This window comes from Bacillus sp. 22483 (assembly GCF_052044605.1).
GTDB lineage: Bacteria > Bacillota > Bacilli > Bacillales > Bacillaceae > Bacillus > Bacillus altitudinis.
In genome coordinates this window covers 43,213-63,721 of sequence record NZ_JBQENU010000012.1, presented here as the reverse complement: position 1 = coordinate 63,721, position 20,509 = coordinate 43,213, and the positions used below count along the sequence as shown (strand labels likewise).

Sequence of the window (20,509 nt, the reverse complement as noted above, 5' to 3'; positions counted from 1 at the left end):
GTGAAACAAACAAAAGCGTTAGTAGAAGGCGCTATCATGATCAGTATTTTTGCGGTCATGACGCTGTTTTATTTGTATGTGCCACTTTTAGCCATTATTTTCTTCATGGCTGCTCCGATTCCGATCATTCTCTATACAATCAGGCATGGCTTGAAAAAAGGAATTGCGGCTGGCGCTATTGGCATAGTGATCAGCTTTTTAATTGGGTCTATTAATGGGCTGTTAAGTGCGCCAATGCTGATTGCTGTTGGAGTAGGTATGGGTGTTTTCTACAGCAGGAGGCAGCCAGGTCAGGCTATTATTACGGGTGCGCTGATCTACTTATTCAGTTTTCTCATTTACTTTGTTGTCAGTGTCCAGCTGTTTCAAGTAGATATACTGGGTGTTGCAAAGGAATCAATTGACCAAATCATGCCGATGGTAGAGAGTACCCTAAAACAATCTGGCGCTTCTGATCAGGACATAGCAAAACAACTCAAGCAGTTTAGAGAGATGCAGGATACGGCATTAAATTCTTTACCTGTAGCGCTTTTGATTTTTGTCACGCTGATGTCTTTCGTCAATCATTGGTTTGTGCGGCCGTTGATCAAACGGTTTGTTCCAGACATGCCAGCTCTTAAGAAATTTAAGGATATGCGACTGCCAAAAAGCATGGTATGGTATTATTTACTCACACTGCTTTTGATGCTGATTCAGCCGGAGAAAGGCAGCTTTTTATCGCTCGTGCAAACGAGTGCTTTTCAAATTTTATTTATACTGGTGCTTATTCAGGGCTTTTCTTTTATCTTCTATTATTGCCACGAAAAAAACATCTCAAAAGTGGTACCCATTTTTGCCGTCGTATTGACGATTCTCTTTCCGCCAATCGGTGTGATTGTGCGTATTATAGGGATTGCTGACATAGGCTTTGATTTAAGAGAAAAAGTAAAAACAAATAATTCACTCTGAATGTTGAGGAGTTGATATCAGTGCCAAGCTTCTATCGAAAACCTGTCATCAAGTATCCGATCTTCGCGTTAATTGTCCTTGCGGTGATCACAGTCCTCCTCAACCTTTATTTTAATTGGATCATAGGAGCGGTTGGTCTTTTAGTCCTTGCGGGTGTGCTCTACTTTTTAAAGTGGGCAGATACGCAGGTACAAAAAGAGATTGATTCATATATTTCAACATTATCCTATCGAGTCAAAAAGGTTGGAGAAGAAGCATTAATGGAGATGCCAATTGGTATTATGCTGTTTAATGACCAGTATTTTATCGAATGGACCAATCCATTTCTCGCTTCGTGCTTCCATGAAAGCACACTTGTCGGCAGATCCTTGTATGATACATTTGAATCCATTGTGCCTCTTATTAAACAAGAAGTTGAGACAGAAAATGTGACGCTGAATGACCGGAAATTCAAAGTCATTATTAAACGGTCAGAGCGCCTTTTATATTTCTTTGATGTCACGGAACAAGTGCAGATTGAAAGGCAGTATGAAAATGAACGAACGGTGTTATCTTATATCTTTTTAGACAATTATGATGATGTGACGCAGGGTCTTGATGATCAGGTACGTAGCGCGATAAATAGTGAAGTCACATCGCTGTTAAACAATTGGGCACAAGAATACGGCATTTTCCTAAAAAGAATTTCATCTGAACGATTTATGGCGGTATTAAACGAGAGCATCTTAGCAGAGCTTGAAGCGTCGAAGTTTTCCATTTTAGACGAGGTTCGTGAGAAAACAGGGGCACATAGCGCCACGCTTACCCTTAGTATTGGAATCGGTGCGTCTGTTCCTTCTTTAAAAGAACTTGGCGCACTTGCGCAGTCGAGTCTTGACCTTGCCCTCGGACGAGGCGGGGATCAGGTAGCGATTAAGCAGCCGAATGGGAAAGTGAAATTCTACGGTGGAAAAACCAATCCAATGGAAAAACGGACACGAGTACGCGCACGGGTCATTTCACATGCTTTAAAAGAAATTGTATCTGAAAGCGGTAATGTCATGATCATGGGGCATAAGTTCCCCGACATGGACTCTATCGGTGCCTCGATCGGGATTTTAAAGGTTGCTCAGGCGAATGGAAAAGAAGGTTACATCGTCATTGATGCCAACCAGATTGGGGATAGCGTTCAACGCTTAATTAGTGAAATTAAGAATTATGAAGAACTTTGGTCCCGTTTTATCACGCCTGAGGAAGCGATGGAGCTTGCAAAGGATGACACATTGCTTGTGGTCGTAGATACACATAAACCGTCGCTTGTGATGGAAGAACGACTGCTAAATAAGATCGAAAACGTCGTTGTCATTGACCACCATAGACGTGGTGAGGAATTTATCCGTGATCCTTTACTTGTCTATATGGAGCCGTATGCTTCATCTACAGCAGAACTTGTGACAGAGCTGTTAGAGTATCAGCCGAAGAAATTGCGAATTAACATGATTGAAGCCACAGCACTCCTTGCTGGGATCATCGTGGATACGAAGAGTTTCTCCCTCAGAACGGGGTCAAGAACGTTCGATGCAGCATCCTACCTTCGTGCAAAAGGGGCAGATCCTGTCCTTGTGCAAAAGTTTTTGAAAGAGACAGTCGATCATTACATCAAACGGGCAAAGCTCATTCAGCATACAGAGCTGTATCAAAATCAGGTAGCGATTGCTTCCTTGCCGTCTGACAGATCTGAGTATTATGATCAAATTACGATCGCACAGACGGCTGATTCTCTCTTGTCGATGAGTGAGGTTGAAGCATCATTTGCTGTCGCAAGGCGAGATGACGATACGGTCTGTATTAGTGCAAGATCGTTAGGGGATATCAATGTTCAAATTATTATGGAAGCATTAGATGGCGGCGGTCATTTGACTAACGCTGCGACCCAGATTTATGGTATAACCATTGAAGAAGCGGTAGAGAAGTTAAAAGCTGCCATAGACGAATATTTCGAAGGAGGGGTTCAAAGATGAAAGTCATCTTTCTAAAAGACGTAAAAGGCAAAGGGAAAAAAGGCGAAGTCAAAAATGTAGCTGACGGATACGCTCACAACTTTCTCATCAAACAAGGGTTAGCTGTTGAAGCAACTCCAACGAACCTAAGTGCATTGGAAGGGCAGAAAAACAAAGAGAAAAAGAATGCCATCCAAGAGCTTGAGCAAGCGAAACAATTAAAAGAAACACTTGAGGCGCTGACAGTGGAACTCACTGCTAAATCAGGTGAAGGCGGTCGTCTATTTGGATCGATTACAAGCAAACAAATCGCTGATAAATTGCAAAAAGAACATCAAATCAAACTCGATAAGCGTAAAATCGAGTTGAATGATGCCATTCGTGCGTTAGGATACACAAATGTACCGGTGAAGCTTCACCCAGAAGTACAAGCAACATTAAAAGTGCACGTCACAGAACAAGCATAAACAGAAAAGAACCCGTCTCCTCGTGAGGCGGGTTCTTTGTTTATGATGGATCTGAAATATAGACGCTTCGTCCAGCACGCATACCGGATATAAACATGAAAAATAGGACGATGATAAAGATGATAATGGCTGGTGTCCATGTATGTGTCACATCAAAAAGGATACCGATCATGAATGGACCAACAGCGGCTAATAAATAACCGAGTGACTGCGCCATTCCAGAGAGGGCAGCTGCTTGTTCCATATTGGTTGTTCTTAATCCGATAAATGTGAGGGCAAGACTGATACTGGCCCCTTGTCCGACGCCGATGAATAGCACAGAGATGACAAGAATAGGCGTCGACCCTCCGAGAAGGAGTCCAATCATGCCGAGTAAATACACAAGGACAAGGCCGACGACAAGCGGTCTTTGCGTTTTTAATTTTTCTGCAAAGACGGGCGTTAAGAAGGTGGATGGCAGACCAGTGAACTGCATAATAGAGAGCATCCATCCCGCTGTCGCCAGGTTCATGCCATGTGATGTCAAAATATCAGGAAACCATGCGATACTGCTGTAGAAAAGGAATGATTGCAAGCCCATAAAAAAGGTCACCTGCCATGCGACACGTGAACGCCATATTGGCTGCTCTTTGAGCGAAATGCTTTTGACAGCAGCTGTGTTCTGATGAAGAAGCTGCGGCGCCCACACCATCATCGCAAGAAGGGCAAGTCCGGCCCAGACAAGGAATGATGTATTCCAGCCCCCAGGCATCGCATGACTGAGCGGAACGCTGACACCAGATGCAAGTGCAGCAAAAACGGACATCGATGTCGTATACACGCTTGTCATTAATCCAGCATGTGCAGGGAATTTATGTTTCACAAGTCCAGGTAAAAGCACATTACAAATCGCAATCCCGACGCCAACTAGCGCCGTTCCCATCATTAAAAAGGTGATGCTGCCAAATGAACGAATGACAATCCCAAAGAGCAGGACAGCAAGCCCAAGCCAAAGTGTTCGTTCATTCCCAAGACGTTTTCCGATTTTAGGTGCAATGGGAGATAGCAATGCGAATGAGAGCAGTGGTAATGTCGTGAGGAAACCAGCAAGTCCATTTGATAGCTGTAAATCAGAACGAATGGCACCGATCACAGGACCAACAGACGTAATGGCTGGCCTCAGGTTAAAGGCAATGAGTAAAATCCCAGCAATCAGCAAAATGGTTTGCCCTGTACTGCGAGGATGAAATGTTGATTTTTCTAGTTGTTGTTCCATGAATGTAAACTCCTTTATTTCTTTAAGAACGATCTTTCTTCTGTTCAAGCTCCGCTAATTTAGCTAATAAGATGTGCTGCGGCATATGCATGATTTGCTCTAACGGTACATTGAGTGATGCAGCAAGCTTTTGTGCGGTATCGGCTGAGATTTGTAAAGGTCTCATGCGCAAATCCCTCCTCTTTCAATCTATACGTTCCAATATACCATATCGACTTTGTGACTTGCTGATAAAAAATTTGGGTTTTCTTTTATAAAACCACTTGATGGCCGATAAGAAATTTTTTTGAAATTGTTTCAGATGGTGGCCCTCTCCTTGTTCAATGTGAAAGTGAAGCTTTCGTTCCTGCATCCCTTTCTGTAATAAAAGATCATGGAGTTGTTTGTTGAATAAAGGCATGTGCTGTTGGGCAGATGTTTTGCCTTTCCCTTCTTCACTGCCTACAGACAAATAGACAAGGTGGTCCACAGACTGAATGCTTTGTTGTTTAGCAAACGATAGAAAATCTGGATACCAAAATGACCCAGAGATAGATGCGATACGTTGAAAAAGGGTAGGGTGCATCAATAGGGTATAAATAACAAATAGCCCACCTAATGAAGCACCTACATGGCTATGTTCATGACCGGTCTGTTTGACTGGGTATTCTCTTTTGATATATGGAAGCAAGTCATTTTCTAAAAATGACACATATGTCTGTGCCTCACCTTTAAAGTCAGGGAATCCAGAATGCAGTGATGATGCTTTCCATGGTGTATATTCGTCAAGTCGATTGAAGGGGTGTATACCGACGATGATGATTGGCGAGATGGTTTTGGCTTCAATCATGCTTTCGATCTCTAGCAGGTGGGTTCTAAACAAAGAAGAGCCATCTTGTACAAAGACAGCTGGAACATCAATAGAGGTGTCCGGTGGAAGGTAAATATCAAGCTGCCGCCCGTTCAATTCGTCATATAGAAACGTTCCGTTCATGTGTATTCTCTCCTTCAAGTTTTCAAGCTCCGCTGAAAAAGAAGAACAAAGGACTAAAATGTTTAGCCCTTTGTCAAGATGCGCATCTTTTTAGTTGGTTTGATCTAGCCATTTGACAGCCTGATCAAGGAAGGTGGTTTTGCTTAGTGCTGTTCCTCCCTGAAGCATAGGATCAACGACATTTTCATTGATGTGTCCATTTTTCACAGCTTTTAGGCTGTTCCAAATTTTATTTCCCTCTAAGTCCTTCAATGCATTTGGATTCGATGAGTTTTCCTCTTGGGAGAACTGAACAAAGATATAATCAGGATTGAGTTCACCTAGGCGTTCCAATGAAATCATTGCTTGTGCTTTGGCTTTTTTGATATCACTTGGTGTTGTAAATCCTAAGTCCCCATATAAAGTAGAGTTGAAGTATACGTCTTCAGGGTACACGTACAGGTCGCCCTGTCTAATGCGTAAAATGACAGCTGTTTTGTTGTTGCTTTTGTCTTTCAGGGTTTCTTTCGCTTGTTTGAGATCTTTCTGATAATCAGAGATGATGCTTTTCGCTTCTTCACTTTTTCCAGTCAGTTCACCGAGTAATAAAAGGTTGCTTTCCCAGTCGGAAGAGACATGTGATACTGGGATCGTCGTTTGGACTTTATCTAGTTTTTTAATTGTTGCAGGCGGGAACTTGGTTGATCCGAGTATCACGTCTGGTTTTAGTTTTAAGATTTTTTCTAGGTTCGGTTCAGTTTTTTCCCCAATGCCTTCTGTTTTTGCTGTAATGTCTTTAAATAATTCAGGGAAAGTGCCGCCGACAGTAGAAGCACCAATAGGCTCGATACCAAGTAGTTTTGCATCTTCCATCGATTCTAGGCTTCCAGCAATGACGACTCTTTTCACTGGTGTTTTGAGTTTGTACGTTTGATCTAAATATTTGATGTTTGTTTCTGCTGCTTCAGCTGACTTGCTTTTGGTTGTGTTTGAAGCCGGTTTATTTTCTGCAGCACCACAGGCTGCTGCGGTGATCGTCATGATACAAAGGATAAGCAATGCGAACCATTTTTTCATTTATTTTCTCCTTTAACTGATAATTGTTCTCAATTAAAGATTGTAGTAGTCATTCGTCCTTTTATCCATAGACAATGATCTGTCTAGTGATGGACTTTTTACGGAAAAAAAGATAAAAGGTCCTGAATGACTCGTTGATGACTAGCTGCTGTGTATTCACGCCAAGGGTCAGAAGCGAGTGGATAGACAGCTTGTTGCGTCACAGCCTTGAGATTTTGCCAAGCCTCCTGTTGCTTTAATTTTTGATAAAAAGCAATGGTTTTTGGTTCTTTATGCAACAAGAGGAAGATGGCATCGGGGTCTAACTGCTGTATAGAGTGAATGCTGATTTTTTTTTCGATGAGCTGGCCATCATTCTGAAAAGCTGGCGGAAGGCCAATGTCATGAAAAATTACTTCTGACATGGTGCGATTGACAGATAAGTAGAGCTGATCTTGAAAGATACGAAGAGGCAGGACGGTTCTTGGTGGATGATCAATAAGGCATGCCTTTTTCGCTTGAATGACGAGTTCCTCGTAATGAAGGAGCCATTCTTCTGCTTCCCTCGTTTCGTTTAAGAACATAGCTGTTTGTCTGAATTGAGCGCGCCAATCCAATTGTGTGAATGGAACAAAGTGAACAGGACAGATGGTTTTCAACACTTGTTTTTCTTCCTCTGTCACATGATCATTGGCAATGATCAGCTCAGGTTGTGCTTCCTTCAATTGCTGTAAATTGGCTTCAGCGTGTTCGTTGATACGATGTGCACTCAGATGAATCGGAATTTCTTCTGCATAATGCTCAAAATCATGTGCTGTCCATTTAGGGTGAAGAGGGGCAGCATATGGGATGATATGAATGGGTGTGAGCTGACCGAGTATGGAATGGCCATAGGCAGCCATTTTCCGTTGACGGCTTTTCATATAAGCAGAAGGAGTGATACCCGTTTTTTTCTTAAAGATACGGCTAAAGTAATAGGGGTCTTGATAGCCGATGTCCTGTGCAATGTCTTTGAGCTTTGCATGACCTTTTGCCATGAACTGTTTGGCTCTAGCCAGTCTTTTCTTGGTGATATAATCAGTGACACTCACATCAAAATGCTTTTTAAATAGCTCGCTGTAATGATTGGCGCTGATACCAGCCATATGAGATAGACTTGTAAGGCTGAGAGGTTCTTCGGAATGTTGATCGATATATTGTTTTGTTTTAAAAAGGGCGTGTGTTGTGTCACAAATGTCTTCTTTATGCAGTGTGAAAAGCTGCATCATGAGCTGTTGAAAAAGGGTTTGGCTTCTAAAAAAGCTAATGGATTCAGGTTTTTGCCATTCTGCTGTCATGTCGGACAGTAAAGAATGAATGTGTTCAATCGAGCTAATATCGATAAATTGCCATACATTCAGTAAAGAGCGGGCATGTTCAGTTGATACTTCTTCTATGTTTTGACCTTGCGGCGTGTACATCTGAAAGCGAAACAGATAGAGCTCGTGTTTTTGATAAGGCTCTGTTTTCAACATAAATGTTTCCCCAGGCATCATCGTATAGAGTGTCAGATGTTTCAATCGCCATCTTTGATCGTTCAATGTAAGTAAACCGCTGCCGCTTATGCTAAAAAGGAGGCAGAAAGTATCTGACAACTGCTGCTCCGTATGTGGAAGATCTGCATTATTTATTTTTTCAGTATATGTTAATCGATAAATGCATTGTTCAGCATTTACCTTTGTACATAATTGATGATTGTTTCCCATAAAACCACCTGATCTCTTATTAATTGATAAATATTCTCAATTGAATTGTATCAGAAAGAGCTGGAAAATGGTGTGTTTATTCTGTCAAAAAAGCACCCTGATGGAGATCAGGGTGCGATGATTTATTCCGTTTTTCCATGTGCTAACGCAGGTTCTTTTGTTAAGCTTAATGGCCGTAAGTCCTGCCAGTGTGTCTGGATATAATCAATGCAGGCATTTCTAGTGTCTTCACCAAAGACCTTTTCCCATCCATCTGGTATTGGTGCAAATGATGGCCAAAGTGAATGTTGTCCTTGTTCATTGACAAGCACAAGAAATACACCGTCTTCACGATCAAAGGGATTTGTCATTTGTCATCTCTCCTTTATTCTTAGTGCTTTTGTTTGACCCGGTGCAGAGCGTTGTCTAAGATGACACCAATTTCTGCTAGGGGTTTAGGCTGGCACATGTCTTTGTGCCGGCAATGAATGTCGTGCTGTTCAATGGTTCCATTGATATAAGGTGCCCATGCTTCGGGATCAATCGGTGTAAACCAGTCTGGGATAATGGTAGATCTAAAGAATAATATGTCCCCTTGATAAGTTTTTGGCTGATATTCCCCGAGCAATCGCACTGAGTTGACATAGGTTTCTTTTAGATTTCTAATGGCATCCTCACTTAAGCTTGCTAGTGCACTGCCGTCTTTCTTCAAGATGTCGACAGCACTTTTCATCGTGAGCGGTTCACCTGTTAAGGTATCTGGATCATAACCGCCGAGTGCAAGAAGAGCGATTAGTGCTTCTTCTTCATCAGGTGCTTCTTTAATCGGTAAGAAATGGTTCGGATAGGCATCCAGCATCGCAACGAGAGCGATTTCTTCACCTTGCTGCTGGAGTTGAGTAGCCATTGCTTGTACAACGTTTCCGCCAAGTGACCAGCCAAGTAGATGATAAGGGCCTTTTGGCTGAATCGTTTGGATGTGCTTAATATAATCGGCAGCCATATCATCGAGTGTATGCGGATAGTCATCTTTTCTTGCGATTCCTCGTGCCTGTAATCCATAAATAGGGATGTCTTTCTCTAATGTATTCAAGAGGCCTGCATAGCACCAGCTAAGACCACCTGCTGGGTGAACACAGAAGAGAGGGTGTCTTTCTCCATTTGTTCGTAGCGGCAGTAAGATTTCTAGTGCGTTTTCATCGCTTCCTGTTTCTAGTTTCTCTGCCAAGCTGGCAACGTTCGGTGCTTCAAACAACGTTCCGATGCTCAGTTTCACACCAAGTGCATCACGAATGCGGCTGATTAAACGAACCGCAAGTAAGGAATGCCCGCCAATGTCAAAAAAGCGATCGTCAATGCTGATTTTTGGCAAATCAAGCACCTCTTCAAAGAGGTGGCATAGAACTTCCTCTTTTGGGTTTCTTGGTCCGCGGCCATCCGTTTGCTGTATATGCAATTGAGGTGCCGGTAGTGATTTTTGATCAAGCTTCCCGTTTGCTGTAAGTGGCATCGTATCAATCTGTACATAAGCCGCAGGCACCATGTAATCAGGAAGACTGGCCGCCGCAAAATGGCGAAGAGTCTCTGTATCGAAATGGTCTTCTTCAGTTGTTACGATGTATGCGACTAAGCGTTTGTCACCAGGCTGATCCTCTCGCAAAATGACGGCAACTTGTGCAACTGCGTCGTGGCGTGATAGAACGGCTTCGATTTCTCCAAGTTCAATCCTAAACCCGCGTATTTTAATTTGATGATCAGCTCTACCAATGTAATCAAGTGCCCCTTCTTCTGTCCAGCGAGCGAGGTCGCCTGTACGATACATCCTTGTGCCAGGTGCTCCATAAGGATCAGCAGGGAATCGATCTGATGTCAGGTCAGGCCTGCCTAGATAACCTCTTGCCAAACCAGCTCCAGCTACATACATTTCACCTGTTGTCCCAGGTGGAACAGGTTGTAGGTATTCATCTAGTACGTATACGTGTAAATCAGGAATTGGTTCGCCTATTAAACTGCTGGATTTCTTTGCGATCATGTCTCGATTGAGTACATTGTACGTAACGTGAACGGTGGTTTCTGTAATGCCATACATGTTAATTAATTTTGGCTTGCAGTCTGAGTGACGGCTGTACCAATCTTCTAATCTGCTAAGCTCTAATGCTTCACCGCCAAAGATGACATAGCGGAGTGATAATGCTTGACCAAGTGTTTGTTGTTCCTTGTCTACCTGCATGAGCTGATAGTAGGCGGATGGTGTTTGATTAAGCACAGTCACACCTTCATCGACTAGAAGCTGCATCATCTCTTCTGGAGAACGAGAGATGGTATGAGGAACAATGACAAGTCGCCCGCCATATAAAAGGGGTCCCCATATTTCCCAAACTGAAAAGTCAAAGGCATATGAATGGAACATTGTCCAAACATCCTCTTCATCGAAATGGAACCAATGTTCAGTAGATGTCAGAAGACGGATGACATTTTGGTGTGGAATGACCACTCCTTTTGGTTTCCCTGTAGAGCCAGACGTATAAATAATATAGGCCGGATGCAGAGAAGATAGCGGCTCAATTCTGTCTATATCAGCCGGATTGTGATTTGGCGTAGTCAGCAATTGATCAATTGTTTCTTTTTCGTCTAACAAAATCAAATCGCAATCAGCAGGGAGATGTAATGCAGCTGCTTTTGTTGTGATGCTGCAAACTGGTTTTGCATCTTGTATCATGTATGCCAGCCTGTCTGCTGGATAATCAGGATCAAGCGGAACATAGGCTGCGCCTGCTTTATGAACGGCTAATAAACTGACGAGCATATCAATTGATCTAGGCAGGGCAAGTGCAACGAACTGTTCTGGTCCAACGCCTCTTTGTATTAATAAATGAGCCAGACGATTGGCTTTGTTGTTTAACTCTTGATAAGTAAGCTGCCTCTTGCCATCCGTTACAGCCACTCGATCAGGGAATTGCTGCACCGTTTTTTCCAATAAGGCTGGGAGATTAGGTGCTTGGTCTGACTGAGCGAATGTCTGTTTGTCAGGGAGAAATGTTTGTCGTTCTTGATCTGATAAAATGTTCACTTGACCAATCGGCACATGTGGGCGCTCAGCTATCTCTGTTAAAAAGCGCTTCATTCTGTCAGCGATTGCTCGAACGGTACTTTGTTTAAATACATCTGTGCTGAATTCAAACAATCCTGTTAATCCTGCTGCTGATCCAGTTTCAGTTCTTTGTTCTGTCAATTCGATGGTCAGATCAAATTTAGCTGATCCCACTGGTTTCACGTAGAGATCCGAATCAAGTTGTGTCAGCTTCATTTCCGCCTTCGGTGTATTTTGGAAGGCAAGCATGACTTGGAATAATGGATTCCGTGATCTGGAGCGGGTTGGATTTAGGATTTCCACTAGCCGTTCAAATGGCAGATCCTGATGCTCATAGGCTGCTAAGTCAACGTTTCGCACTCGCTTCAATAGCTCACTAAAGGCTGGATTACCAGCTGTATTTGTACGTAATACTAGTGTGTTTACAAACAATCCGACAATATCGTCAAGTGCATCGTCATTCCGTCCAGCAATTGGACTGCCGATTGGGATATCTGTCCCCGCCCCAAGGCGTGTCATTAATGCTGCAAGTGATGCTTGAAGCACCATGAACAAACTCACTTGATGCTGTTTCGCAAGCTCAAGAAGGTTTTGATGTAAAGCCGGTTCGATCGTAAAGTCTATCGTCGCACCGTTAAAGCTTCCTTCCTGTGGACGCGGGAAGTCATAGGGAAGCTCCAGTTCTTCAGGCAGGTCATGTAAAGCACCTTTCCAATAGCTGAGCTGCTTGGCAAATAGACTATCCGTCTCTTCTTCACTACCCAACAGCTTCTGCTGCCAAATAGCATAGTCAGCATATTGAACAGGTTCCGCTGGCAAGGTGAGGGATTTCCCTTGAATACGAGCTTCATAAGCAGCAGCTAAGTCTCGTGTCAACGGTGCAAGTGACCAGCCGTCACCAGCGATGTGATGCAGCAACAGAAGCAGCACATATCGATTTGCATCAAGCATGAATAATTCAGCTCTCAGTGCAGGTTCTTCTTCAATCTGAAAGCTATAGCGAATGGCTGCATTTAATTGATTCTCAATTTGTTGATCACTCGAAGCTGTGACATGGAGTTCAGGCTGAACACTTTTTGGGTGTAAAATAACCTGTCTTGGCATTCCATTCTTATTTGGAAAAATGGTTCTAAGGGTTTCATGTTTTTCAGTGATATCTGCCAAAGCACCAGTTAGAGCTTGTTGATCTAGTGTACCTGTCAGCTGAATGACAAGTGGAATATTGTAAGTTGGACTTGGCCCTTCAAGGCAATGAAGGAACCAGAGCCGTTTTTGGGCAAAGGATAACGGTATCTCATCTGGCTTGTTTTCTACCTGAAGCGGCGGCCGAATGTCCTTCGCTTTGTCCAAGTGCTGCGCAAGTTCAGCAACCCGAGGTGATTCAAAAATGGTGCTCATGCTTAGGTCTGCACCGAATGTATCGCGTATACGTCTAAGCAGACGAGCGGCAAGTAAAGAATGTCCACCTAAGTCAAAGAAACTATCATCTATGCCAATTTGAGATAGGCCAAGTGTTTCTGCAAATAAACTACATAACATGTCTTCTTGGGGTGTTCTAGGTGTACGCTCGGAACTAACTAAAGACATATTTGGCACCGGCAATGCTTTGCGATCGATTTTGCCGTTTGGTGTAAGTGGCAGTTCCGGCAAAAAGACAACAGCAGAAGGCACCATGTAGTCTGGAAGTAATTCAGCCACAAATTGCCTGAGCTCTGAAGGGTGAAGAGCTGAGTCGTCTGTCAGCACAACATACGCACAAAGCAACTGTTGCCCAGGTTGATCTTCACGAACGATCACAGATGTATGCTTTATAGCTTGATGCTGCATAATCACGGTTTCAATTTCACCCAGTTCAATACGGAAGCCGCGAATTTTAATTTGATGATCGGCACGGCTTATATAATCAATCGAACCATTTTCACGCCATCTGGCTAAATCTCCAGTACGATACATTCTCGTACCTTTTGTGCCGAACGGATCAGCGACAAATCGTTCTGCCGTTAAGTCGTATCGTCCAAGATATCCTCTTGATACTCCTTCACCTGCAATATAAAGTTCACCGATTGATCCTGCTGGGACTGGGTTTAGTCCTTCATCTAAAATGTAAATGCTCGTATTCCAAATGGGTTGACCAATTGCCGGCCCGCTATTCTCTTGATGTGCTGTGACATTTTGCATCGTAGACCAGATCGTCGTTTCTGTAGGTCCGTACAAATTAGTAATGTCGCATTGAAGAGATTGCAGTGTGTGCAAAAGGGAGGCAGGAAGTGCTTCTCCTCCAACAAGAACACGCATACCTGTGATCACGTCAGGGTATTCATCTGCCAATGCATGCCACAACGTTGGTGTTGCCTGCATGATTGTGACCTGATGAGTACGAATCATGTTTGAAAGCTTTGCTGGTTCTTGTATCGTTTCTTTTTTTGCCAATAAAATAGCTGCCCCATGTAAGAGTGGGAGAAACATTTCTAGCCCGGAAATATCAAAGGCTATGGTCGTTACCGCTAAAAGCTGGTCTCCTTGACCTAATAAAAATGCATCTTGCATGGACAATATAAAGTTAATTACATTTCGCTTTGTTACAACAACACCCTTTGGTTTGCCTGTCGATCCTGACGTGTAGAGGATATAGGCGGGGTGATGTGGAGAGCCCTCGCTCCAGGTAGGATTGAGATGCGGACTGCCTGCTATCTCCTGATGAACAGTTGCATCATCCAGTTGAACGATGTGAGGATAGTCCAAACCACCTGCTGTCTCATTGATTGTGAGCAAGCACGCCGGTTTGGCATCCTCTAGCATATAGGCGACACGATCGTTAGGATAATCAGGGTCTAGTGGCAGATATGCGGCTCCCGTTTTGACGACGGCTAATAGACTTACGACCATATCGATGGATCGAGGCAGAGCGATTGCGACGAATTGTTCTGGTCCAATGCCACGATTTTTCAAATAATGAGCTAATTGATTTGCCCGCTGATTCAACTCTTCATAGGTCAAAATGATTCCTTCAAACTGTAATGCTTTTGCTTGCGGCGTTTTGCTCATTTGTTTTTCAAATAGTTCCCGTAATGATTCTTTTGGTAATTCTCGTTTTGTATCATTCCAGTGCTTGAGAATGTTCTCTTTTTCTTCAGACAAAAGAAGGTTGAATTGACTGATTGTCTGATCTTGCTCTAGTCCGGTTATTTCCTCCAGCAATTGAAGAAAACGATGTTGATGAGCGTCAACGGCTGTCTCTTTGTAAACAGCAGGGTTTGCATCAAAGTCGATTTGAAATCCGTTTCCATCCGCACGGTCGTATATGTTGATCGATAAATCATCTACCGGTCCTGCTGAGAGATTGTGTGCTCGACCAATGCTCTGATCGAACTTGAGATTATAATCAAATGGCATGATATTGATCTGTGGACCGAATAATCGTTGATTTCTTCCGATGAGCTTAAAGTCTCTCCGCATGTCTTCATGACGATATCGTTGATGAGGACGAATGGCTTTCAGTTCATCAGATACTTGACGAACAAGTGCTGAGAGCGTCATTTCTGGTTTGCATGTTAAACGAAGCGGTACCAGGTTCATGACCATTCCAGGTGTTTGCAAGGCGCACGATCCAAGGCGCATCATCACAGGTAATCCTAAAACAATATCATGTGCACCCGTCATACGATGCATATAGAGTGCGGATGCGGCAAGAATCATTTCATGCCACGTACTACCGAAGGCTTGGGCGTTTTTTTTCATTTTGCTTACCTTTTCGGTATCGTATCTAGCCGTTTTCCGGATAAAATGATCCGACGTTCTTGGGGCAAGCTCAGCAAGGCTGATAATTTCCGGTTGATCAGCAAAACGATTTTTCCAAAATGCTCGATCATCTTCAAATCGATTGGACTGTTGATAAGTGATCTCTTCTTGGACTACATCATGTAAAGCTCCAAATGTTTGAGGAGGCACAGGTGTCCCTTGCGATAGGGCTGAATAGACCTCAGCAACACGACGTGCAATGAGCGAAAAGGCGAATCCATCAATGGCAATATGATGAATGCGCTGATACCAAATAAATCGGTCGTCAGCAATTTGAAAAAGCACTTCACGGAATAATACATCTTTCTCTAAAGAGACTGGTGTGGAAAGATCGGCTTTCATCCATGCTTTAGCCGCATCAAACGGCTGTTTTTCATTTTGTAAATTGACATATTGAAATGGGATCTCTTTCTTAGATGTCATCCATTGCTTTGGACCGTCAGTATCCTCAATGAATTGCATATACAAGGAATCTGCTTCTAAGACAGTCTTTCGAATGGCTGCTTCAAAGTGTATGGGATCAATAGGACCTTTAATCTCTATATACTCAGCTGTATTGAAAATAGGGTTAGATGGATCAAGCTGCTGCGCATACCAAATGCCTGATTGGGCACCGGTTAGTGGGAATGAATCGACGGACTGGATCGACAAGGGCCTAAACCTCCTTTACAAGTAATCGATATTTGGGATAGATGGCTGTTTTTCTGGGAAAAGAAGAGTCCGCCAAGACATGAGCGTTGGATTTGCTGCAAGCTCAACGAAATTGACTGTTGCTCCTTGCTGTCTCCACTTTTCCGCTAGGCTCATCATTCTAATTGAATCAAGGCCAAGGTAGACGAGATTCTCGTCAAGCGGTATTTCATTTGGATTGATTTGAAGATACTCAGCTACTTGGTGAACGATGGCATCAAAGGATAGGTCATCACTGTTTGCTTCTTGTCCTGTTAAACGACTGATGATTTGGTTTGTCGTTGTGGTGACTGCACAGCGTTCAGCTGCATAGGTCATTGCCATTTTGTGATGCTTAAGTGAAAAGTCAGCGACGGCATCGGCGACAAAAAAGGTTTCAATATCGAACATGAATGCTTCTGCGGCTGTCAGCATACATCCAATATGTGCATATACGCCAGTAATGATCAGTTGATCACGTCCGCCTTCGTGAAGAAGATCTAAAAAGTTGGATTTTTTGAATGCGCTATAACGCCATTTTGTCAGCATTGTATCTGATTCAGATGGAGCAAGCTGATCAATGATTTTTGTCAGTGCTTCATCATCACCAAGACCAGGTCCCCAAAAATCGGTTAATAAGGCACGATCCTTCGGGTCTTGATCGCCAGGTTGAGCTGTATAGACGACTGGAATGCCGAGTTCTTTGCACGTATCACGTAATTGTTCAATATGCTGCACTAACTCTGTAATCGGTGAAGTATCTTGTTGAAATGCATTTAAAAAATATTGCTGCATGTCATGTATCAGCAAGACAGCACGTTTCGGATCAGGGATCCAGTTCACTTTATTTTCGGGTAAATCATGTATGCTTGGCATTGGATACGCAGGAATAGTAGGGATTGCCATGGTTTTCACTCCTCTTTTTTATACGTTGGCAGTATGGATTGCAGCTAATTCTCTTAATGCTTTTTTACTGATTTTTCCTACACCTGTTTGTGGGAACGCATCAATCCATTCAATGCGGTCAGGAATTTTATAGGCAGCGAGCCCACGTTCTCTTAGAAATAACTTTAAGACATGCGGTGCTGGTTTGTTGTTTCCTTTCGCAATAACAAAGGCACATGAGCGTTCGCCAAGAAATGGATCTGGCATGGACACCATGGCGGCATCATGAATGTCAGGATGTGCAAGTAAATGGTTTTCAACTTCTTCAGCAGCAACCTTTTCGCCACCACGATTGATTTGATCCTTGTCTCTGCCTTCTACAACAACATTTCCTTCTTTGGTTAATCGCACGATGTCACCTGTTCTGTAGAAGCCATCGGGTGTAAATGCTTTTTTGTTTTGTTCATCGGCTTTATAGTAGCCGCGAATCGTATAAGGTCCTCTTGTTAAAAGGTGTCCAGCCACTTCATTCGGGACGGGCTTGTCCTCATCGTCTACCACTAGTACCTCATCATATTCAGACATCGGGCGTCCTTGTGTATGGATAATGACATGTTCAGGATCATCCAATCTGGTATAGTTGACCAGACCTTCTGCCATGCCAAAAACTTGCTGTAACTTACACCCAAGGGCAGGCATCACTCGTTTTGCTGCCTCAGCACTTAATTTAGCACCACCGACTTGTAAGACCTCAAGACTCGATAAGTCATCTGATCGATGAGGAGCGGCTTCGAGCCAAATCAATGCAATTGGTGGAACGACAGCGGTAATAGTCGCCCGTTCTTTTTCAATGAGTGGAAAGACGACATCAGGGCTTGATCCAGGTGCAAGAACGACTCTTCCACCAGCGTATAATGTCCCAAGGACGCCAGGCGAGCTTAATGGATAGTTGTGTGCAACTGGAAGTGTAGCTAGATACACACTATGTTGTGTGAGCTCGCACACCTCATTGCTTTTCCAAAGACTATAAATATAGTCATCATGTGTACGAGGTATGAGCTTTGAAAGGCCTGTGCTTCCTCCAGATAACTGAAGAAACGCAATGTCGCTTGCCTCTACATGTATTTGTGGATCAAGCGCTGGGTCCTTGCGCAAATCATCCAAGTTTAGGAATTCCTCAGTTTCTCCTGCAACAATGACATGAGGCAATGAGGGAAGCTTTTCTTTCACTTGACGTGCGAGTGATCGATAATCAAAGCCGCCATCGACATCTGGTATGACATATGCGTCTGCTTCGGCAAACTCAATAAAATAAGTGATTTCACTGCTTCTATGAGATGGCAGTGAGAAGACGGGTAAAGCACCGATTCGAAATAAAGCGAAAACGACTTCAAAAAAAGCAGGAATGTTAGGAAGCTGCACGACAACTCGACTTCCCTTTTGGATTCCAAGCTGATGAAAACCGGCAGCAAGACTGCTGACGCGCTCATCAAGTTCTTGATAGCTCATGTGTGTATCAGCGTATGTAATCGCTGTTTTATTTCCTAACGATACGGCGCGTTCACGAAGCATCCCGCTAAAGGTTTCTCCACGCCAACAGCCGTTTTCACGGTAGCGTTTTGCAAATTCTTCTGGCCATGTAGGTGGTTGAACAAACATGTCTTTTGTCATCTCCTATGTATTTTTATAGCTGATGGATGCCCATCGCATGAAGCATCGTGTTGAATTTTGCAGATGTTTCGGCTAGCTCTTCTTCTGCCTTTGATCCTTTGACCACTCCTGCACCAGCAAAGAGGCGAAGGGAGTGACCTTCAGCTTCTGCACAGCGAATGGTGACAATCCAATCTCCATCACCATTTGCATCTGCCCAACCGACCATTCCTGTGAAAAATCCTCGATCGAAGGGTTCAATCGCTTGAATGGCTTCACGTGCATCTGCTGTAGGTGTTCCGCATACTGCGGGTGTTGGATGGAGGCTAAGCGCTATATCAATGGAGGACACATTGGAATCTGTTAATTCACCTTTGACCAGAGTAGATAAATGCCACATCGTTTCTGTCTGTATGACGGATGGTGATGCAGGTACATCTAACGTATGACAGTAAGGAGCAAGCGCTTTAGTGACAGCATCGACAACCACTGCATGCTCGTGTAAATCCTTTGCAGAAGTAAGAAGTTCATCGTGACGACGCTGGTCTTCTACGGGGTCTGAACTGCGTGGCCGAGAACCAGCGAGTGGATTGGAAATCACAGATGAACCAGTTTTTGAAAGAAGCAGCTCAGGGCTTGCCCCAAGAAGTGTGCGCTTTTGGGAAGATTTCGGATCAGCTACGTTTGCAGCAAATGTATAGCCATTCGTATTATGACGAGCCAGTCGTTCGAGTATTGTTTTCGTATGAATGTCTTGATTTGATTTGAGATGGAGAGATCGAGAAATGACGATTTTGCTAAGCTCTCCTTTTTCAATTTTAGCTAACCCTTCGTTCACACCATTCATGTAGACTTCAGGAGAAGGGACAGGTGTCACCTCATAGGATTGTGATGTCACTTCTGAATCCTCATCACCTTGATGAAATTCGAGTGGATCACTAAACTGTACATGGACTGGCACATTTAAACGAACGGGTTGCGCCGGATCAAACGGAACAGCACCAGCAACAATCGGTGTTTGAATACCAGCTTGTTTGGCAGTCTCAAAAACATGGGCTACCTTTTTGGATAGTTCATCGAGTTGATTGGTTTTAATATGCTGGAATATCCCCTCTGCAAGTAACGCTCGTTTAGGAGAAGCAAGGAAAAATGCGCCTGGCTGATAGTCTTGGATCAGCTGTACTTTTTCTTCTGTCGACAATAATGAATGTTTCATGAAAAGGCCTCCTTTTTGATAAAATGCTAAATTCCGAGTGTTGCACCACCATCAATTGTGAGATTCTGCATCGTAATATGACTGGATTGCTCAGATGCAAAGAAGATGACTGCATCAGCAATCTGTTGAGGGTCAGCGATTTTTTGTAAAGGAATACCGGTTTTATACGTCTCTAATGAACCTTTAATCACCTGATCTGCTCCTTGCTCATCAGACCATAAAGCCCATTGCATAGGTGTTGCGGTAGAGCCGGGCGAGACGACGTTGCATCTAATGCCATAGGTAGCCAGCTCTAATCCAAGCGTTTTTGTAAAAGAAGTAGCTGCTGCTTTTGAAGCAGCATAGGCAGCCATATTCATTCTAGGAATGGCACCTGCGTTAGAACTGACAGTCACAATGACCCCTTCTGATCTTTTCATCATGTATTTGGAGACAGCTTGGGATATGTAAAAGAGACCATGTGTATTGACTGCGAAGGTTTGGTGCCAATCATCTGTACTAATCTGATCAATCGAACTAATCCGAAGAATGCCTGCTACATTGACCAGTAAATAAATGGGGCCAATTTGCTTTTCAATTTGATCGACAATATGTTGAACAGATGCTTGATCGGTAATGTCACTTGGATAGGCAAAGGCACGTATGCCTTTATCATTCAACTTCTGCACGGTGCTTTGCAGCTGATCTTCATTTGTGTCAACTGCTGCAATGATCGCACCTTCATCTGCTAGTCTTTTGGCGACTGCTTGTCCGATACCTTGCCCTGCGCCTGTAATAAGGGCAATTTTATGAGACAGACCACTCTGTTTCATGTGTTCA

At 43.5% G+C, this 20,509-nt stretch carries 14 protein-coding genes; 3 read left to right on the top strand and 11 right to left on the bottom strand.

Annotation, left to right across the window (positions count from 1 at the left end; translation table 11 throughout):
* Genes ACTJJQ_RS15950 through rplI form a run of 3 tightly spaced genes read left to right on the top strand, consistent with a single transcriptional unit; the run spans position 1 to position 3,394 of the window.
* Positions 1-948 (top strand): YybS family protein, encoded by a 948-nt coding sequence (locus ACTJJQ_RS15950; RefSeq protein WP_008347532.1) that lies wholly within the window; start codon positions 1-3, stop codon positions 946-948.
* 20 nt (positions 949-968) lie between these two features.
* A complete protein-coding gene (locus tag ACTJJQ_RS15945; protein WP_217967635.1) occupies positions 969-2,948 on the top strand; it encodes a DHH family phosphoesterase in 1,980 nt (659 codons plus the stop codon).
* On the top strand, positions 2,945-3,394 hold the full coding sequence (gene rplI, locus ACTJJQ_RS15940; RefSeq protein ID WP_007497423.1) for a 50S ribosomal protein L9: 450 nt from the start codon (positions 2,945-2,947) through the stop codon (positions 3,392-3,394). Before ACTJJQ_RS15945 ends, rplI begins: the two co-directional genes overlap by 4 nt.
* Positions 3,395-3,434: 40 nt before the next feature.
* On the opposite strand, the gene ACTJJQ_RS15935 is transcribed toward rplI, so the two are convergent.
* The 11 genes from ACTJJQ_RS15935 to ACTJJQ_RS15885 form a co-directional block, all read right to left on the bottom strand.
* Positions 3,435-4,649: a CynX/NimT family MFS transporter gene (locus ACTJJQ_RS15935; protein WP_017368453.1), complete on the bottom strand. Its 1,215-nt coding sequence runs from the start codon at positions 4,647-4,649 to the stop codon at positions 3,435-3,437.
* A 22-nt stretch (positions 4,650-4,671) separates the two neighbouring features.
* Positions 4,672-4,815, bottom strand: coding sequence for a YycC family protein (locus ACTJJQ_RS15930; RefSeq protein ID WP_008347524.1), 144 nt, complete (start codon positions 4,813-4,815; stop codon positions 4,672-4,674).
* Positions 4,816-4,833: 18 nt separating this feature from the next.
* The gene (locus ACTJJQ_RS15925; RefSeq protein ID WP_217029227.1) at positions 4,834-5,622 is read right to left on the bottom strand and encodes an alpha/beta hydrolase; all 789 of its coding nucleotides are present in this window, start codon (positions 5,620-5,622) and stop codon (positions 4,834-4,836) included.
* A 90-nt stretch (positions 5,623-5,712) separates the two neighbouring features.
* The gene (locus ACTJJQ_RS15920) at positions 5,713-6,678 is read right to left on the bottom strand and encodes an iron-hydroxamate ABC transporter substrate-binding protein (RefSeq protein WP_056703837.1); all 966 of its coding nucleotides are present in this window, start codon (positions 6,676-6,678) and stop codon (positions 5,713-5,715) included.
* 98 nt (positions 6,679-6,776) lie between these two features.
* Complete coding sequence (locus ACTJJQ_RS15915) at positions 6,777-8,402, bottom strand: ABC transporter substrate-binding protein (RefSeq protein ID WP_025208331.1); 1,626 nt, start codon at positions 8,400-8,402, stop codon at positions 6,777-6,779.
* Between the two features lie 122 nt (positions 8,403-8,524).
* A complete protein-coding gene (locus ACTJJQ_RS15910) occupies positions 8,525-8,752 on the bottom strand; it encodes an MbtH family protein (RefSeq protein WP_024718451.1) in 228 nt (75 codons plus the stop codon).
* A 20-nt stretch (positions 8,753-8,772) separates the two neighbouring features.
* Complete coding sequence (locus ACTJJQ_RS15905) at positions 8,773-15,921, bottom strand: amino acid adenylation domain-containing protein (protein WP_440600388.1); 7,149 nt, start codon at positions 15,919-15,921, stop codon at positions 8,773-8,775.
* 15 nt (positions 15,922-15,936) lie between these two features.
* Positions 15,937-16,845: an isochorismatase family protein gene (locus ACTJJQ_RS15900; protein ID WP_039169005.1), complete on the bottom strand. Its 909-nt coding sequence runs from the start codon at positions 16,843-16,845 to the stop codon at positions 15,937-15,939.
* An 18-nt stretch (positions 16,846-16,863) separates the two neighbouring features.
* Positions 16,864-18,483 carry a (2,3-dihydroxybenzoyl)adenylate synthase gene (locus ACTJJQ_RS15895; protein ID WP_440600387.1) on the bottom strand — a complete coding sequence of 540 codons (1,620 nt, stop codon included), beginning with the start codon at positions 18,481-18,483 and terminating at the stop codon, positions 16,864-16,866.
* Positions 18,484-18,508: 25 nt separating this feature from the next.
* Positions 18,509-19,690 carry an isochorismate synthase DhbC gene (dhbC, locus tag ACTJJQ_RS15890; RefSeq protein WP_440600386.1) on the bottom strand — a complete coding sequence of 394 codons (1,182 nt, stop codon included), beginning with the start codon at positions 19,688-19,690 and terminating at the stop codon, positions 18,509-18,511.
* Positions 19,691-19,716: 26 nt separating this feature from the next.
* The gene (locus ACTJJQ_RS15885) at positions 19,717-20,502 is read right to left on the bottom strand and encodes a 2,3-dihydro-2,3-dihydroxybenzoate dehydrogenase (RefSeq protein ID WP_440600385.1); all 786 of its coding nucleotides are present in this window, start codon (positions 20,500-20,502) and stop codon (positions 19,717-19,719) included.
* Between the last annotated feature and the right edge of the window lie 7 nt (positions 20,503-20,509).

Bases quoted from the DNA above. Each gene is read 5' to 3' on its own strand.
- rplI (WP_007497423.1), top strand. From the start codon at position 2,945: ATGAAAGTCATCTTTCTAAAAGACGTAAAAGGCAAAGGGAAAAAAGGC.
- ACTJJQ_RS15935 (WP_017368453.1), bottom strand. From the start codon at position 4,649: ATGGAACAACAACTAGAAAAATCAACATTTCATCCTCGCAGTACAGGG.
- ACTJJQ_RS15930 (WP_008347524.1), bottom strand. From the start codon at position 4,815: ATGAGACCTTTACAAATCTCAGCCGATACCGCACAAAAGCTTGCTGCA.
- ACTJJQ_RS15925 (WP_217029227.1), bottom strand. From the start codon at position 5,622: ATGAACGGAACGTTTCTATATGACGAATTGAACGGGCGGCAGCTTGAT.
- ACTJJQ_RS15920 (WP_056703837.1), bottom strand. From the start codon at position 6,678: ATGAAAAAATGGTTCGCATTGCTTATCCTTTGTATCATGACGATCACC.
- ACTJJQ_RS15915 (WP_025208331.1), bottom strand. From the start codon at position 8,402: ATGGGAAACAATCATCAATTATGTACAAAGGTAAATGCTGAACAATGC.
- ACTJJQ_RS15910 (WP_024718451.1), bottom strand. From the start codon at position 8,752: ATGACAAATCCCTTTGATCGTGAAGACGGTGTATTTCTTGTGCTTGTC.
- ACTJJQ_RS15900 (WP_039169005.1), bottom strand. From the start codon at position 16,845: ATGGCAATCCCTACTATTCCTGCGTATCCAATGCCAAGCATACATGAT.
- ACTJJQ_RS15895 (WP_440600387.1), bottom strand. From the start codon at position 18,483: ATGTTTGTTCAACCACCTACATGGCCAGAAGAATTTGCAAAACGCTAC.
- dhbC (WP_440600386.1), bottom strand. From the start codon at position 19,690: ATGAAACATTCATTATTGTCGACAGAAGAAAAAGTACAGCTGATCCAA.
- ACTJJQ_RS15885 (WP_440600385.1), bottom strand. From the start codon at position 20,502: ATGAAACAGAGTGGTCTGTCTCATAAAATTGCCCTTATTACAGGCGCA.